The sequence below is a fragment of the Staphylococcus sp. SA22 genome (genome assembly GCF_054165785.1).
Map to the genome: position 1 here is coordinate 42492 of NZ_JBSZQY010000012.1, position 16076 is coordinate 58567.

The 16076-nt window shown below is 33.2% G+C and carries 15 protein-coding genes; 3 read left to right on the plus strand and 12 right to left on the minus strand.

What is annotated here, in order from left to right:
• Positions 1–15: 15 nt before the first annotated feature.
• The 12 genes from ACXQH5_RS10505 to ACXQH5_RS10560 all read right to left on the minus strand — a co-directional run bounded on the left by ACXQH5_RS10505 (position 16) and on the right by ACXQH5_RS10560 (position 14096).
• Entirely contained in the window at positions 16–1170 is a 1155-nt protein-coding gene (locus ACXQH5_RS10505; RefSeq protein WP_000625068.1) for an aminotransferase class I/II-fold pyridoxal phosphate-dependent enzyme, read from the minus strand.
• A gap of 426 nt (positions 1171–1596) precedes the next feature.
• Complete coding sequence (locus tag ACXQH5_RS10510) at positions 1597–3105, minus strand: phytoene desaturase family protein (RefSeq protein WP_000686178.1); 1509 nt, start codon at positions 3103–3105, stop codon at positions 1597–1599.
• A gap of 11 nt (positions 3106–3116) precedes the next feature.
• Positions 3117–3980 carry a 4,4'-diapophytoene synthase CrtM gene (gene crtM, locus ACXQH5_RS10515; RefSeq protein WP_000178301.1) on the minus strand — a complete coding sequence of 288 codons (864 nt, stop codon included), beginning with the start codon at positions 3978–3980 and terminating at the stop codon, positions 3117–3119.
• 36 nt (positions 3981–4016) lie between these two features.
• On the minus strand, positions 4017–5144 hold the full coding sequence (gene crtQ / locus ACXQH5_RS10520; protein ID WP_057504558.1) for a 4,4'-diaponeurosporenoate glycosyltransferase: 1128 nt from the start codon (positions 5142–5144) through the stop codon (positions 4017–4019).
• Positions 5145–5149: 5 nt separating this feature from the next.
• A complete protein-coding gene (locus ACXQH5_RS10525) occupies positions 5150–6643 on the minus strand; it encodes a phytoene desaturase family protein (protein WP_000160452.1) in 1494 nt (497 codons plus the stop codon).
• Positions 6636–7124 (minus strand): glycosyl-4,4'-diaponeurosporenoate acyltransferase, encoded by a 489-nt coding sequence (gene crtO, locus ACXQH5_RS10530; protein WP_001824501.1) that lies wholly within the window; start codon positions 7122–7124, stop codon positions 6636–6638. Before crtO ends, ACXQH5_RS10525 begins: the two co-directional genes overlap by 8 nt.
• A 174-nt stretch (positions 7125–7298) precedes the next feature.
• Positions 7299–8066, minus strand: coding sequence for a CHAP domain-containing protein (locus ACXQH5_RS10535; protein ID WP_000725219.1), 768 nt, complete (start codon positions 8064–8066; stop codon positions 7299–7301).
• A gap of 360 nt (positions 8067–8426) precedes the next feature.
• Positions 8427–10238 (minus strand): acyltransferase family protein, encoded by a 1812-nt coding sequence (locus ACXQH5_RS10540; RefSeq protein WP_000379824.1) that lies wholly within the window; start codon positions 10236–10238, stop codon positions 8427–8429.
• A gap of 503 nt (positions 10239–10741) precedes the next feature.
• Complete coding sequence (locus ACXQH5_RS10545; RefSeq protein WP_000996742.1) at positions 10742–11230, minus strand: GNAT family N-acetyltransferase; 489 nt, start codon at positions 11228–11230, stop codon at positions 10742–10744.
• Between the two features lie 275 nt (positions 11231–11505).
• The gene (gene isaA / locus ACXQH5_RS10550) at positions 11506–12207 is read right to left on the minus strand and encodes a lytic transglycosylase IsaA (RefSeq protein ID WP_000751271.1); all 702 of its coding nucleotides are present in this window, start codon (positions 12205–12207) and stop codon (positions 11506–11508) included.
• Between the two features lie 608 nt (positions 12208–12815).
• The gene (locus tag ACXQH5_RS10555) at positions 12816–13871 is read right to left on the minus strand and encodes a PTS transporter subunit IIC (RefSeq protein ID WP_000200684.1); all 1056 of its coding nucleotides are present in this window, start codon (positions 13869–13871) and stop codon (positions 12816–12818) included.
• A 126-nt stretch (positions 13872–13997) separates the two neighbouring features.
• Positions 13998–14096 (minus strand): hypothetical protein, encoded by a 99-nt coding sequence (locus tag ACXQH5_RS10560; protein WP_223181132.1) that lies wholly within the window; start codon positions 14094–14096, stop codon positions 13998–14000.
• Positions 14097–14280: 184 nt separating this feature from the next.
• On the opposite strand from ACXQH5_RS10560, the gene ACXQH5_RS10565 reads away from it, so the two are divergent.
• The 3 genes from ACXQH5_RS10565 (at position 14281) to ACXQH5_RS10575 (ending at position 15998) form a co-directional block, all read left to right on the plus strand.
• The gene (locus ACXQH5_RS10565) at positions 14281–14850 is read left to right on the plus strand and encodes a TetR/AcrR family transcriptional regulator (protein ID WP_078065187.1); all 570 of its coding nucleotides are present in this window, start codon (positions 14281–14283) and stop codon (positions 14848–14850) included.
• A gap of 197 nt (positions 14851–15047) precedes the next feature.
• Positions 15048–15548 carry a hypothetical protein gene (locus tag ACXQH5_RS10570; protein ID WP_078065156.1) on the plus strand — a complete coding sequence of 167 codons (501 nt, stop codon included), beginning with the start codon at positions 15048–15050 and terminating at the stop codon, positions 15546–15548.
• 219 nt (positions 15549–15767) lie between these two features.
• Complete coding sequence (locus tag ACXQH5_RS10575) at positions 15768–15998, plus strand: DUF896 domain-containing protein (protein ID WP_000697134.1); 231 nt, start codon at positions 15768–15770, stop codon at positions 15996–15998.
• Positions 15999–16076: the final 78 nt, after the last annotated feature.

Below are 16076 nucleotides of genomic sequence, written 5' to 3' on the forward strand. Positions count from 1 at the left end.
TCACCCTTAACTTTATTATTCATATAAATATGCTAATTCTGTTAATCTTATTGCAGCTTCGTCTAATTGCTGGTCATCTAACGCCAATGAGATTCTCACATAACGATTACCATTCTCTCCAAATGGTTTCCCTGGAGCAACAAGTATTGACTTCTCTTTCACTAAAAATTGCTCAAATTGCTCGCTGTCATAACCAGGCGGTGTTTCCAACCATACATATATACCACCTTTAGCATGAACAAATGGCAAATCAGCTTTTGCAAGCATGGCTTCGAATCGGTCACGTCGTGCTTTAAATACATTGCTTTGTTCTTCTAAAAAATCATCATAATGATTCAAAGCATATATTGCGGCATCTTGTAATGCACCAAACATCCCAGCATTTGTGTGCGTTTGGTACTTTTTCAAAGCTTGAATCATATCTTTATTACCAACTGCAAAACCAACTCTAAAACCTGACATGTTATAACCTTTAGACAAGGAATAAATTTCAATCGCAACATCTTTCCCATTTTCCGAAGCAAGTATACTAGGATTTTTAGCGTCGAAACCGAAAGCACCATAAGCAAAATCATGCACGATTTTAGTGTCTGTATCTTTAAATTTAGCTATCGCTTCATCAAAAACTTCTTTCGTAGCTGTCGATCCAGTTGGATTATTTGGATACGTTAAATAAATGAGTTTTGTTTTATCTATTATTTGTGAATCAACTTTGGACCAATCTGGCAAATAATGCGGCGGTTCTAAATTAAGCGGAACAGGCTTGCCATCAGCTAAAAGTACACCTGCTAAATAATCAGTGTAGCCTGGGTCAGGTAGTAATACATAGTCTCCTGGATTGATAACACATGTTGGTACTGCCACTAATCCATTTTTTGTACCATATAAAATACATACTTCATCTTCTTTATCTAACGTCACATCATATTGTCTTTGATAAAAATCTACAATGGCTTGCTTGAACATCTCTTTACCATGAAAAGCACCATATTTTTGATTTTCAGGAATAGTTAGTGCTTTTTGAAAATGATCAATAATACCTTGTGGCGTGGGCCCATCAGGGATTCCAACTGCCATATTAATTAATGGCAATGGTCCATGTTCGATTTTACGTCCCATCGTTTTCCCGAAATAACTATCAGGGATATTTGCTAATTTGTTAGAGATCATCAAATTCCTCCTCTATCATTAAACATAGCCTTGGCGACTATCATAGTCCTAACAACTTGTATCACTCTCATTTAGATGGTTACAATGACATCGCCATTCACCGTTATGTTCAACAGAACTTATGACACACGTTGTATTGAATGAATTTATTTTCATTTTAGGTAGGTACAATATTATTGTCAATATTAGGAATTTTCAGATTAATATACACTCAATCGTTATGATTCAACTGCCATGTATATCCGCATGCGCAACCAGTTAGATATGCTTATATAAAGTATAACGCCCATCAAGGTACGTATTCAAACGTGAACCTTAACAGGCGTCATTCATTGTTAAATAAAACTTCTTAAGCACATACTTATTTCACTATGCCTTTTACGTTCCCCTTATACTTTTCTCACATCTTTCTATTAGACTACTCCCTTACACGCCCTGCTCAATATCTTTAATCATTTCATCTACAGTTATTTTCGCACTCGTTAAGACAATAGGAACGCCTGCACCTGGATGCGTACTTGCACCTGCAAAATATAAATCTTTATAATCTCGCGATACATTTTGTGGACGATAATAATTACTTTGCGCTAAAGTTGGCATTAAACCGAATGCCGAACCAAATTTCGCATGATACGTTTGCTCAAAATCATTTGGCGTAAAGATTGTTTCTGAAACAATATGCGATTTTATATCTTCAAATACTTCAATCGTTGCTAATTTACGATAAATAATTTCCTTTATTTGTTGTGTCAAAGCTTCATCTGACCAATCGATTCCGCTACCTGTTTTAAGTTCCGGAGTCGGCATTAACACATAAATACCAGTTTTGCCTTCTGGCGCAAGTGATTTATCAGCGACCGCTGGAATATACACATAAATCGAAGGATCATATGATAAACGTCCCTCAAATATTTCTTCAATATTGCCTCTAAAATCATCTGAAAAAATAACATTATGAAGTCTCACTTGATCTGTCACATCAATATCTATACCGATATACATTAAAAATGCTGAACAAGAGTAATCTAAGTCTGCAATTTTATGTGGTGGATACTTTTTAATAGGTGCAAAATCTGGCATTAATGATTCCGCAACACTAGGGAAATCAGCCGTACATAAAATTTTATCAAATTTTCTTATGTCACCATTCACTTTTATCGCATCAGCTCGTTTGAATTTAGGATCAATAATAATTTGCTCAATTTCAGCATTAAGTTCAAGATTAACGCCTAAATCTTTATTTAATTGCGCTAGCCCTTGAGCCATGCCATACATACCGCCTTTAATAAAATGCACACCAAACATCATTTCAATCATAGGAATAATTGAATATAGTGACGGGCCTCGTTTTGGATCAATTCCTATGTATAACGTTTGAAACGCTAAAAGCTTTTGTATCTTTTCGTTATCAATATAATGTTCAATTAGCTGATCTGCATGATTTAACGTTTTTAACTTAGCACCTTGCACAAGTGACGTCATATTATAAAAGTCACTTGGTTTGCGATACGTTCTTTCTAAGAAATAGCGACGTGCAATTTCATATTTTTTATAAACATCTGTTAAAAAGGACATAAAACCATGCGTTGAACCAGGTTCTATACTTTCTAGCATGTGCTGTAATTCAGCTAAATCTGTAGGCACCGTTATACGATCATCGCGGTCAAAATACACATCGTAAATATAACGTAATTGTCTCAATTCAATATAATCTTCATAATTTTTACCACACATTGTAAATACATCTTTATAAACATCTGGCATCATGACAATTGTGGGGCCCATATCAAATGTAAAGCCGTCTTTCTTTAATTGATTCATACGCCCGCCTACATTATTATTTTTTTCAAATATTGTCACTTCATGACCTTGAGAAGCAATACGGGCTGCCGCTGCTAATCCTGTGACACCTGCACCAATTACTGCAATCTTCATTATTCAACCACCTATATTCTATGATATTTACTATTTATTTCATGAAACAACTTTGCTTTTTTCCTCTTATCCACAAAAACACGTTCATGTAATGTATAGTTAGCCTGTCTCACTTCGTCCAGTATTTCAATATATATACGTGCTGCTAATTCTATGATTGGTTGTGCTTCAATACTAAATACTTTGATTTGATCCATAACATCTCGAAAATCTTTTTCTGCGATAGCTGCATAATATTCCCATAAGTCAATATAATGATTATTAACACCATTTTGGTACACTTCAGCAATATCAACTTCATATTGCTTTAATCGTTGCTTACTAAAATATATCCGTTCATTTTCAAAATCTTCACCGACATCTCTTAATATATTAATCAATTGCAACGATTCACCAAGCCTTCTAGCGACATCGTATGTCTGATGTGTTTCATGATCACTTAAAATCGGAGTCAATACTTCACCTACTGTACCAGCAACACCATAACAATATCCGAATAATTCAGCGTCCGTTTCAAACATTGTAAAATGTTGATCTTTATATACAGTATCAATGAGATTATAGAAAGATTGAAAGGCGATATTTTTATGTTGTGCAACATGCTGAAGAGCCATCATGATTCTACGATCACTTTGAAAGTGATGATGTTCATATGGGTATTTTTCAATAGATTGTATATCTTCTTTTATTTGATTTAAAAATTGAATATCGCCATAAACATCTATACTGTCATCAATTTTACGACACACAGCATAAATTGCCCAAACCGCTTTTCTTTGATCTTCTGGTAACAAGTCAAAAGCGTAAGAAAAGCTTTTTGAATGTTTCTTCATGATTTTATGACAATATTTAAAATTCATAGCCATCATTGTCATACTAGTCCTCCTATATTGAAATGCCATTACCTTGATTTATTGTTCTTTAGATATAGAATATTGACGACCTTTCCATTCAACTACACCATAACGATGCGTTTGTTTCCAAGATTGGATGAAAATTTTAGTAAAAAACATAAATAACAATGGATGACATACCATTAATAAATTAGAAAATTGGCCGACCCTTCGATGCAGATAAATAAATTGTGTAGTATAGCTCAAGTAAACTGTTAACATTTTTCCTACAGACATTTGGCGATATTTTAAACTAAGACATAGCCCTAAAATACTCGCAATAGAACCGAACAACCACAACACAATTGCTGCCATGATCTTAGACTTTGTGCCACCTGCCCCAGTCGACAAATGCTTTGTCCATCCTTCTTGTAATGACTGAAATCCTTCTTGATACATGCGAAATGCAACAAATGGAAATCCTTCATAAACTGTTACGGGCAATGATTGTGAAGTATATGCACTTCCTAAAGCAAATCCTTCAATAATATGACGGTTCGCACTTTTATGACCTCCAGTTGCATAATAATCTTCTTTATTTGTTAATGTCACCGGTCCAAATGCATGCTGGTTAGTCCGACCGTCGTCTAAGGTAGAAAATACATTCATACCAACGACTGTCATTAAATTAAATATCGCTGAAAACCCTTCGTAGAAACGTTTTGTTATATGATAAGGCTGTACGCTTAACAATCCTTTTTCGCCTTGTAATTGATACTGATTAATCAACGTTTCAACAGCATCTTTCCTTAAGAAAGTTACATCAGCATCTACAAAAGCAATACGGTTCGTACATGCATGCGTCATACCTTGATAACAAGCATGCGATTTCCCATACCATTTGCCGTCAGCATCATCAACAACATCTACTACAGTCGCACCATATGAACGCGCTACACGTGCTGTGTCATCTGTCGATCCGTCATTCATAACAATGACATCTACTGGAACTTGCTGTTGTATTATCGAATGTAGTAAATGACCTATTCTTTTTTCTTCGTTTCTAGCCGGAATAATAATTGTTAATGATTTATGATTGAAGTTCCGCGTTTTCGCCTTTAGCTGATGTCTACGATTAAATATCAATGCACCACACGCCATAGACATGGTCACTATTACTGTTAATATTCGTGATAACCATTTCATAGATATCACTTCCTATTCTTCGCTTCTCGCGCGTTTATTTTGTCTGCGACTTGTTGCCCACTTAATGTAACCATTGGCATGCCACCACCAGGATTTACTGATCCACCTACAAAGTACAAGTTTTCAAAATACTGACTTTCTTTAGGAAATTTAAATCCTTTGTTTTTCTTTTTATCTGCTACAACACCATATATTGCACCACGATTAGAACGATAATTTTTTTCAATATCTTCCGGTGTCCAAACATCTTCATAAATAATGTGTTTTCTTAAATCAGTGAGTCCCATTTTTTCTAATTTATCCAAAATTTTATCCCTAAACTTCGCATAATCTTCAGTTGTAAAAGGCTGATCTTGAATATATGGAATATGTGGTAAGACTTTGATATTTTCATAACCTACTGGCGCTTGTGTGTGATCAGTTTTATTCGTATTTACTAGATAAATGGTCGGATCATCTGGCAATACCTTTTCATGAAAAACTTGTTGATAATTGAGATAAGCATTTTCCGTAAAAAAGAAATTATGATGTGCTAATTGCGGGTATTGGCAAGCAATACCTAAATGCATCACATATCCTGAGCTTGCTGGCTCAAATTCCCGCTCTAATTTGTTTAATCGTTGAGTACCAAGGTGAAGTAAATATTTATAAGTAGGTATGACTTCCATATTTGAAATAATATAATCTGCCTTTACAAACTCACCTGTATCTAATCTGACACCTGTCACACGTCTTTGATATGTTTTAATATTGTCCACACGTGTACCTGTATGAATTGTGACACCTTCTTCACGCGCTAGCTTTTCCAAGGCATTGGCTAAATGATGGATTCCACCTTCTACATACCAAAGGCCTTGCTCTTGTTGCATATGGAATAACATAGATAATACAGCTGGCGCATCGTATGATGAAGAACCTACATATTTGATAAAATAGCCTAACATTTGTCGCAAATATGGATTCGAGATACGCTTGTCTATGGCCTGTTGCATAGTATGTACATAATCATAATTAATAAGTGCATTTAATGGCCCATGAAATTTAATAATTTGAGATAGTGTATCTAAACCATAGTTAAAATACCCTTTTTCAGTAATACGATCGATTCGTCTTGTATAATTCAAATAATTTTGCAGTTCCTCTATATCCTTTTTCGACAATATCGCATTATGCTGACCTGTTTCTTTAATACCTTCATACAAATCGATAGTCGTTCCATCTGGAAAAAAGCTACGCCATTGATGTGGCAATCTCTTGATTGTAACGTAGTCTGACATTTGCTTCTTGCTATATTCGAATAATTTTTCAAAAATATAAGGCATCGTTAAAATAGATGGACCTAAATCAAAGCCAAAGCCATCTGATTCATGACGATTAACTTTGCCTCCTATATGATTATTTTGTTCATATAATGAGACCGAATAGCCACTTTGTGCCATTCGAATTGCTGCAGAAATCCCACCTAAGCCACCACCAATAACGATGATATGTTTAGTCATGACGTTCACCTCTTCGTTTTAATATGCGTAGTAACTGCGTTAATCTCGGTCGATTATAACGTTGCACAATAATGATAGGAACATTAGCTATCATTGCATAGAAAATATTTATATACTTTACTAAACGAGGGCCTTTATTGAATATGATGACTGGAAGTATTGATATCCAATGAATTAACTCTGCCCTCTTTGTCTCTATAATCATTTTTTCAATTTCATCAGAATTGATTGTCATTAAATGACGCTGATCATATATATTTCGATTAAGCTTATGACCATCTAAAATCTTATGCTTCCATTTTCTTACGTAAAACCATTTGTTCCAAAATTTTCCATGCTTCTCAAAGTTAAATGATTTAAATATTATATGCTTCTGACGAAAATACTTGTCAGGAATTCTTGTACCTAAATTTGCTATATTTAGTTGAACAATTAACCAATACATACTACAGAAAAATGCTGTTTTGATATATTTTTTCATGGTTTTCATCTAAATTGAATCACTCTCAATCATACTGACATAGTATAAATTATCATTTTATTACTTAGTTCCCTAAAGATCAGTGAATAAACCGCTCTCATTTATATTTATATAAAACAAAAACGCCAATACTCTCATGTTAGAGAATATTGACGTCATTTGATTTACCTTTGATTAATGAATGAAATTATATGAACCTGCTTGGTTTGCTGAAATTGTACGAGATGTAACCACACCAGCACCATGTCCATAGTTCATTTCTGAAACACGAACAGAACCGTTGCTGTTAACGCCTTCAACGTAAGCAACATGACCGTAATAGCCTTGTGTTGTTTGCATGATAGCACCAGCTTTTGGTGTATTGTTCACTGTATAGCCAGATGATGCAGCTGCGCTAGCCCAATTACTAGCATTGCCCCATGTTGAACCAATTTTCCCACCAACACGATCAAATACATAATAAGTACATTGTCCTGAAGTATATAAGTTACTTCCTGATGCATAACCATTAGAAATTGAACGACCATTTGAAGATGGCGCTGCAGTTGTAGTCACATGAACATTATTGCTTGTTGTGCTATAACTTGCACCTAAACCACCAGTGTAATAGTTATTTGTTGCTGTTTGGCTATTGTTTGTATAGTTATTGTATTGATATGAATGATTATAGTAGTTATTGTAAGATGCATTGTTATAACTATAAGTATTGTAGTTATTGTAATAGTATGTGTTGTTTTGCGTTAATTGACTTGGATTCCAATTTCCTGTCCAAGTGTAATGATAATTACCTTGTGCATCAATTGTATACGTATAGCTGTATGATTGAGCGTCATTAGAATTATATCCATTGTTATTTTGTTCTGCGGCTTGTGCATCATGTCCTGCAAATGCGATAGTGGCAAGTCCTGCTGTAGCGATTGTAGCTGTAACGATTTTTTTCATAATTAAATATCCTCCCAATAATCAAAACACTCTATACATATAGTCATTAGCGACTCAATTATTTTAAATTTTATATTTTTTATTTTTTTAGTATGCAAATAATTATAACTTTTATAGTTTTGCGACAAAACAAACTATAACAGAGATTAGGTACCTTGTGGTCTTTGTTATCATAATGTAATCTGTTCCTAACAAAGCATCATTGAATGTAATATACCAATTAGAATGTTTACAACACTTTTTCTGCACCGTTAACATGGGATTTGAAAATAAAAAAGCACTAAACTTTTAATGAAATACATCCTTTTTGATAATAAAAATCAGAAGTAATGTAATATTTCAAAAGTTTAGTGCATCAAGTTATTTCTTATTTGTAGCATGTGTTTCCATTGTTTTTACAATCAAATCAGTCAATGCTTTACTACCTGCATATTCTAAATGTATGCCGTCATATGCAAAGTACTCCGGATGACCTTCAGAAGCTTTATACCAATCTACAAGGTGTACATTAGGACGCTTTTCAGCTGCCTCATAAATTAATTTATTTATTCTACCTTCATAATCTCTAGGTACTCTAATAGAAACTAAATATATGTCTGCTTTTCCAAAACTATCCAATAGTTCATTTAATTGATCTTTCGTAAATGCCCCATTTGTACCAAGCTCTACTACAACTTTTTGACCTTTTTTAGCATAGTCTTTATATTGCGATTTCACAATTGGTGTAGCATCAACGAGTTGCCGTCCAACTTTACCATCAATTTGTGCATTTGGTATTTTCTTAGTAAAGACATTACCAATATCCACCATAACCGAATCACCAATTAATAACGGTGATGACTTTTTAATATCCTCTTTACTATTCGCTGTCTGCTTATCCTCTTGCTTATCTTTTTTAACGACCTTTTTCTTCGTTGTTTTAAATTCAGTCTTCTTCTCTTTCTTCTCAGCTTCATGTTGTTTACCAAGTGCATCAAATTGCCCACTGAGCACGATGATAGATGGAATCAATAATAAGATAACTAACGCAGTTCTAGCAAATTGACTCTTCTTTTTAGGTAAAAATGCAAAAGCTTTAAATCCTTTTTTACGTATAGGTGTTTCAATAAAGCGATACGAAATTTCAGCCATTAACGCTGTTAACAAAATTTCTATAATATAAACGTATACCGGTATTTGTCCTTGTACGTAATAACTGTTCACAAAAACAATGATAGGATAATGCCATAAATATAAGCTATATGATCGTTTACCTATAATTAGCAAAGGTTTCATACTTAAAAATTTAGCAAATAAACTAGAAGGATGTACCGCAATCGCAATAATGAATAAAGTTGCAAATGATATAATGTAAAATCCTCCATTATATATCCATTGATCTTGGTCTCCAACTATAAAGAACAAAGTCATTAGCACCGCAAAACCAGATATCCCTATAATATCTAATGATACGACAATCTTTTTAGAAATATCTTTTTTCAAAGCAAACGGTGGCCAAATAAATGCTAATATACAACCAAGCAATAAAGTTTGCAGTCGTGTATCTGTCCCAAAATACACACGTGAATTATCTCCAGTGATAAAATGAATCACTATCATAAGTCCTAAAGAAATCAACGATACAATAAATAGCGTTTGAATAATATTTCTCGGTTTAAATCTATGTAATAAGAACGTGATAACCAATGGGAAAAGCAAGTAAAATTGTTCTTCAATGGCTAAAGACCATAAATGTTTGAGTGGTTCAATAGCAAATTGGTTAAAATAATCTACATTCTGTGAAATGTACCACCAGTTTGAAACATAGAATATAGCTGCAATAGCATCTCGTTTCATTTGTATAATCAATTCCGGTTTAAATATCAGTGTGAACGTAAGCACGACACAGATTAAAAATAACACTGCCGGAATGAGTCGTTTCAATCGTCGCTTCCAAAACTCTAGCAAATCGATTTTTTGCGTCCGATAATACTCACTTATCAACAAACTTGTTATTAAATAACCTGAAATAACGAAGAATGTATCTACTCCTAAAAAGCCCCCACTTAACCATTGTGCATTCAAGTGATAAATAATGATTCCTATAACTGCGAATGCCCTCAATCCATCTAATCCGGGTAAGTATCGCGGGGAATACATTTTTTCTAAACGTTTAAAGTCTTTTGTATCCATGTTAATAAACGCCCCATTTATTTTTCTCTATTTTGTAGCATATCACAATATTTTTGAAAATAAAATATTGCAATGATTTTCATTAATTGATTTAACCCTTAATTAAGATAGTTTTAAATTTTTTATTAAGTAGAAAACAATTATTACAGTTAATTTCATTACTGCAAACCACATATAAATTTGTCGATTTTACTACATAACATAGATTATCATAGATTCTTGAATTTTTAGCAAAATAACTGTTATTTTCATTATATTTTTACAAAAAAAGTTCGTTTTATATTTTATGCATCTTACTGTAACAGAATCATTAAGATATGCTGTTCGAATTTACTTTTAAAAAGTTGAATAAACTGATATGTATTGAAAATAAAGTGAAATGCAGCCTATCCTCTAATTTAAACCAAACGATATATCACGTCAGCCTTTATATTTAAACGCTATGTGTCACTTTTAAAATGAATATTACTAAGATTGTCATATCAATTATTCATTGCATCGAATTAATCTTTTAAATTTCTATAATAAAACCTATTATCTACATCTAATTTAGGAAAACTACTTGGTAAATCTCCTCGCTTAATTTCACGGAAGCCATTATTAGAATAAAAATACTGTGCACTAATAAATTTATCAATTGTTCCTAAATAAATACCATCGATATTTTGTTCTTTACATGTCATTATAACTTTATCTAAAAGTTTTTTACCTATTTTTAAATTCCTATAACCTTCATCAACAAACATTTTTTTAAGTGCAGACATATTATTATCTAGTCTAATCAAACCTATAGTACCAACAATATTTTGATGATTGTTTATTGCAAGCCAAAATTGACCTCCGCTATTCAAATAATTATGTTCGATGTTTTCCAAATCAGGTTGATCATTCCTATCAATATTTATATTAAATTCATTTTTTTGAATCGATAAAATAAATTTGATTAACTCTTCCTTATAAGACCTATTATATTCAATTATGTTTATAGCCATTTTTATCTCCTTTTTCATTTAATTTAATCATAAAATGCGCGTTTAGTTTGTATCTAGTGTACTCAGTACATCCTCAAATGAAGTTTCATTCCACTTGGCACTTAATAAAGACAAGTATTTTAGCAGTAATACAATAAAGTCCAATAAATTTCCCTAACTTCAATATCCACTTTTTAAGAAATGTATTTTTAATTAATAAAAAAACTCTTCCCAATTTCTATGGGAAGAGCTATATATTTAATGTCTAAACATTACTTTTATTAATTATGAAGGAATTAGAATCCCCAAGCGCTTAAACCTTGTGCTTTGTATGCTTTAACAGCTGCGTTGATTTGTTGGTCAACAGTGTTTGTTGGACCCCAACCTGGCATAGTTTGGAATAAACCTGAAGCACCTGATGGGTTGTAAGCATTTACTTGACCATTTGATTCACGAGCGATGATTGCAGCCCATGTAGAAGCTGAAACACCAGTACGTTGAGCCATGATTTGAGCTGCTGATGAACCAGTAGCACCTGCAGTATTACCATTGCTTAATCTCACTGAACTTGAAGTAGTTGAAGTGCTGTAGTTATGGTAAGTTGGAGCTGAAACAGCTTCAACGTTTGAGTTACTTGATTGTGCATTGTAGCTTACTGATTGTACATTTGAACCTTGGTTGTATGAAGTAGTGTAGTCTGCACCTGCAACGTTTGAGAAACCAGCAGTTTGACCATTAGCTGCTTCATAGCTCCATGACCATGTAGTACCATTTGAAGTGAAGTTATATTGGAAACCATCTTTTACAAAGTGGATGTCATATGCACCATCTTTGATTGGAGCTGCATTTAATTGATCTTGGTGATTGTGTGCTAAGTCAACTAAGTGTGCTTGATCAACGTTCATTTCAGCAGCGTGTGCTTCATGTCCTGTGCTTGCTGCGTAACCTGTTACACCTAATGCCACTGCTAATGATGATGCCATAATTGTCTTTTTCATAGTAAAAAATCCTCCAGTAATAATTGTAAGTTTATGTTTTTAGTAATTATATTTTGAATTTGAAATGTCGTAGTGCAAGTTTAAATTGTCTTTTATTTCTTTCAACGGTAATCACTATATCACAAAAAACCAGCCAGTAAATTACACTTTCTTTACAAAACATTACAATATCAAGTTTTATTTGTAATGTTGAAATATGGCTGTTTTATACTGCAATGTGAAATATGTACCTTTTAGAATCCAATCAACCCTTGAAATAGTCTTTAACACATAAGATTTTTACTATGTTTAGCTCAACTATTACAACTTTCGTAATATTACAGATTGTATTTTTGTTACATAGCTGTAATATATCTGACATGTAACTTCTCTTATTTTCGTACATTAAACGCAATTAAAAAGCAATCAACACATATGATTCTGCAAATGTGTTGATTGCTATTATTGTTATATATTCAAAGTTACTATGCACACATCTTTTGTGGATTGACTTATCTTTTATAAGCACAAATAAACTACAGCTCAATTATATTGTTAAACTTTATTCTCTCAATTCACAATAACATTAAATAATTTTTGGTCTCATATTTTCAAAAAACATACTGTCCTTATCCCATGAATTTAAAAATATCATTAGTATATAAACGAAACACTTTACGATAAATGATATCTGCAAGCCAAGCTGTTACAAATGGTACAACAAAGAACGCTACTACAATTAGTAAGACACTCAACCAAGCAGAATCAACCTCCATAAATTTAAATGCATTAATCGGTCCTACCATCCCTATAAAACCAAATCCAGCTGACTCTTTCGTTCCATGAATACCTACTAATGCTGATACCAAACCTGATACAATGGCTGTCGTCAATATTGGTAACATAAGAATTGGATATTTCACCATGTTAGGTATCATCATTTTAACACCTCCAAAGAAGACGGATAACGGCACCCCTAAACGATTCACTTTACTTGTACCAATTATCAATACTGCTTCAGTCGCGGAAATACCAATTGACGCTGACCCAGCTGCTAAACCTGTAATACCTATCGCAAAGGCAATGGCCACAGTTGATAGTGGAGAAATAATAATAAGACTAAATACCATTGAAATCAAAATACTCATGACAATTGGTTGTAATTCTGTAAAACCATTAACCATATTACCGATGGCTGTTGTAATCATTTTCGTATACGGCAATATTAAAACACCAATTGCACCTGAAATACCGCCAACAACTGTTGGGAATACAATCAATGCCATACTACCTACGCGATGTTGAATAAGTAAAATGAACAACACTGCAATCGCTGCTGTAATCATTGTATTAATTAAATCACCAATACCCGTAATCATCCAAGCACCATTTTTAAACTGCGCTGCACCGCTTCCTACATATGCTGCACTTGCCACAACAGCAATTGCTAATGGCGATAGGTCAAATTTCATGGCAACCAATGCACCAATCAAAGCAGGTACTGTAAATTGAATTGCAACGACAACGCCTAATAACGTTTTAAAAATCGGATGATAATCCATAAAGTATTTAAAAATTTCTCCAAGTATCGCATTAGGAACTAAACCCGCAACAATACCTATGGCGACACCTGATAAAACTCTAAATATAAAATCTTTGGGTGTAATTGTTTTAATTGATGTCATAATATCATCCTTCCATTTATGTATATACATCTTTATGCAAATAATAAAGAGCCTTAAGTTATAAGCTGCCACTAGCTTAAATTCTAAGATGTGCATGCCGATGTTGTTATATTTAGGCTAGCAGTATCATCTATAACTCAAGACTATGAAAAATAGTATATCACAAAATTCTGAATTTTTAGATAAAGAAATTGGCAATTTTTCAAACATATTGTTACAATACACTTTTATTTTATCTTCATTTTTAAAATCCATTAATATAATAGAAGAAAGACATTCAAATGCTTACCAAAAAGGTACATTATTTGTTAGGAGCGTATCAGCACTTACATATCATCAACACAATTGACAATATAATAGAAGATACTGATAATAAGTGTTAAAACAACAGATGTTAGGTAGTGAACAAATGATGGAAAGTAAATCCATAGATCCAAGAATCGTTAGAACCAAACAATTGCTTGTCGATGCTTTTCTTAAAATTTCTAGAGAAAAGAAATTATCTCAAATTACAGTTAAAGATATCACTGATATTGCTACGCTAAATCGTGCAACATTTTACGCTCATTTCACTGATAAAGAAGACCTCCTAGACTACACATTGTCTGTAACCATTTTAAAAGACTTGAATGATAACTTGAGCATTTCTAGTGTCATTAATGAAAAGGTACTGCGTAATATTTTCATTTCAATTGCGAGTTATATCAAAGATGCTGCAAAGTCTTGCGAATTAAATAGTGAAGCATTTTGTAACAAAGCACATCAACGTATTAATAATGAATTAGAAGATATTTTTGCGATTATGTTAGAAAACAGCTACCCAGAGCATCAACGAGATATCATTGTAAATAGTGGGAGTTTTTTAGCAGCTGGTATATCAGGCTTAGCATTACATTGGTTTAACACGAGCCAAGAGACAGCCGATGTGTTTATCGATCGCAACCTTCCATTTTTAATTCATCATATAGCACATTTTTAATTAAACTTGGTATTTAGTCATGCATCTAGAAATCACTATGTGACTTAGGTTCATACTTGTACACACAATAAAATTTAACGTATTACGATTGATTAGCCGTGTCTAGGACATAAATCAACGTCCTATACTCTACAATGTCATATTGGCAGTCGTTAACTGAATGAAAATAAGCTTGTCATTAAAACATATAGATTTTAGTGACAAGCATTTTTGTTTTTGCGTACTTAAACAACACTTCAGGCAATATGTTGTTTAGGCAACAAATGATATGTGCGTGTTTATTGGCAAACGTACGACATAGTAGTATAGTATGTCTAAACAACACATGTCGTATAGTTGATATGCGTTGTTTAAATACTAAGATAGGAGGGATTGACGTGAGCGAGACAGATGAACCTCAGGGGTTTGAACACACGCATAACATATTAAATATTAATCAGAATAGTCAGAGTCTAATGACATTCATTACAAGTAAATTGAAGTCGAAGTTGAAGCAACACATAATAATTGCTCGTGGTAAAAAGCGAATCGACTATCGACTGTCGTATAACTTTTACACTACGCATTATGATAATGTAGAAATCAAGAAAATCGACTGTGAATATACCTATGCTATGCCCATTGCAATTTTAATAAGACACATGATGTCATTCGACAATGCTCATTTCTTTGCTCAGCTACGTCATCCTGTCTTATAAAACAACATTGCAGACATGTATATCAAACGACACTTCAATAACATCACTTTGCCATCATACTACTATTAAAATCGTGTCTCAAACCCCTTATTTTAATTCCAAAAATCTGCTGGTCAAAAGACCGAGAAACTAAAAACATTACTGAATGTGTTGATAAATTACCTTATAGAAATAATCTCAAAATATATCAACACTTGATTCTAAGGAGGATATGACAATATGAAAATTTTAGATAGAATTAATGAACTTGCAAATAAAGAAAAAGTACAACCACTTACTGTAGCTGAAAAACAAGAACAACATGCATTGCGCCAAGACTACTTAAGCATGATCCGAGGACAAGTATTAACAACATTTTCCACAATAAAAGTGGTTGATCCAATCGGTCAAGATGTCACACCAGATAAAGTTTATGATCTTCGCCAACAATACGGTTATATTCAAAATTAATATTTGCTCACGAGGTATTGCACTTAAGGTGCCAACTGACCTCATAAACAAAGCCCATACTGATTGAAGACACTAATG

What these genes read in the sequence shown, in the direction of transcription:
- ACXQH5_RS10505 (WP_000625068.1), bottom strand. Translation starts at nt 1,170, where the DNA reads ATGATCTCTAACAAATTAGCAAATATCCCTGATAGTTATTTCGGGAAA.
- ACXQH5_RS10510 (WP_000686178.1), bottom strand. Translation starts at nt 3,105, where the DNA reads ATGAAGATTGCAGTAATTGGTGCAGGTGTCACAGGATTAGCAGCGGCA.
- crtM (WP_000178301.1), bottom strand. Translation starts at nt 3,980, where the DNA reads ATGACAATGATGGCTATGAATTTTAAATATTGTCATAAAATCATGAAG.
- crtQ (WP_057504558.1), bottom strand. Translation starts at nt 5,144, where the DNA reads ATGAAATGGTTATCACGAATATTAACAGTAATAGTGACCATGTCTATG.
- ACXQH5_RS10525 (WP_000160452.1), bottom strand. Translation starts at nt 6,643, where the DNA reads ATGACTAAACATATCATCGTTATTGGTGGTGGCTTAGGTGGGATTTCT.
- crtO (WP_001824501.1), bottom strand. Translation starts at nt 7,124, where the DNA reads ATGAAAAAATATATCAAAACAGCATTTTTCTGTAGTATGTATTGGTTA.
- ACXQH5_RS10535 (WP_000725219.1), bottom strand. Translation starts at nt 8,066, where the DNA reads ATGAAAAAAATCGTTACAGCTACAATCGCTACAGCAGGACTTGCCACT.
- ACXQH5_RS10540 (WP_000379824.1), bottom strand. Translation starts at nt 10,238, where the DNA reads ATGGATACAAAAGACTTTAAACGTTTAGAAAAAATGTATTCCCCGCGA.
- ACXQH5_RS10545 (WP_000996742.1), bottom strand. Translation starts at nt 11,230, where the DNA reads ATGGCTATAAACATAATTGAATATAATAGGTCTTATAAGGAAGAGTTA.
- isaA (WP_000751271.1), bottom strand. Translation starts at nt 12,207, where the DNA reads ATGAAAAAGACAATTATGGCATCATCATTAGCAGTGGCATTAGGTGTA.
- ACXQH5_RS10555 (WP_000200684.1), bottom strand. Translation starts at nt 13,871, where the DNA reads ATGACATCAATTAAAACAATTACACCCAAAGATTTTATATTTAGAGTT.
- ACXQH5_RS10565 (WP_078065187.1), top strand. Translation starts at nt 14,281, where the DNA reads ATGATGGAAAGTAAATCCATAGATCCAAGAATCGTTAGAACCAAACAA.
- ACXQH5_RS10575 (WP_000697134.1), top strand. Translation starts at nt 15,768, where the DNA reads ATGAAAATTTTAGATAGAATTAATGAACTTGCAAATAAAGAAAAAGTA.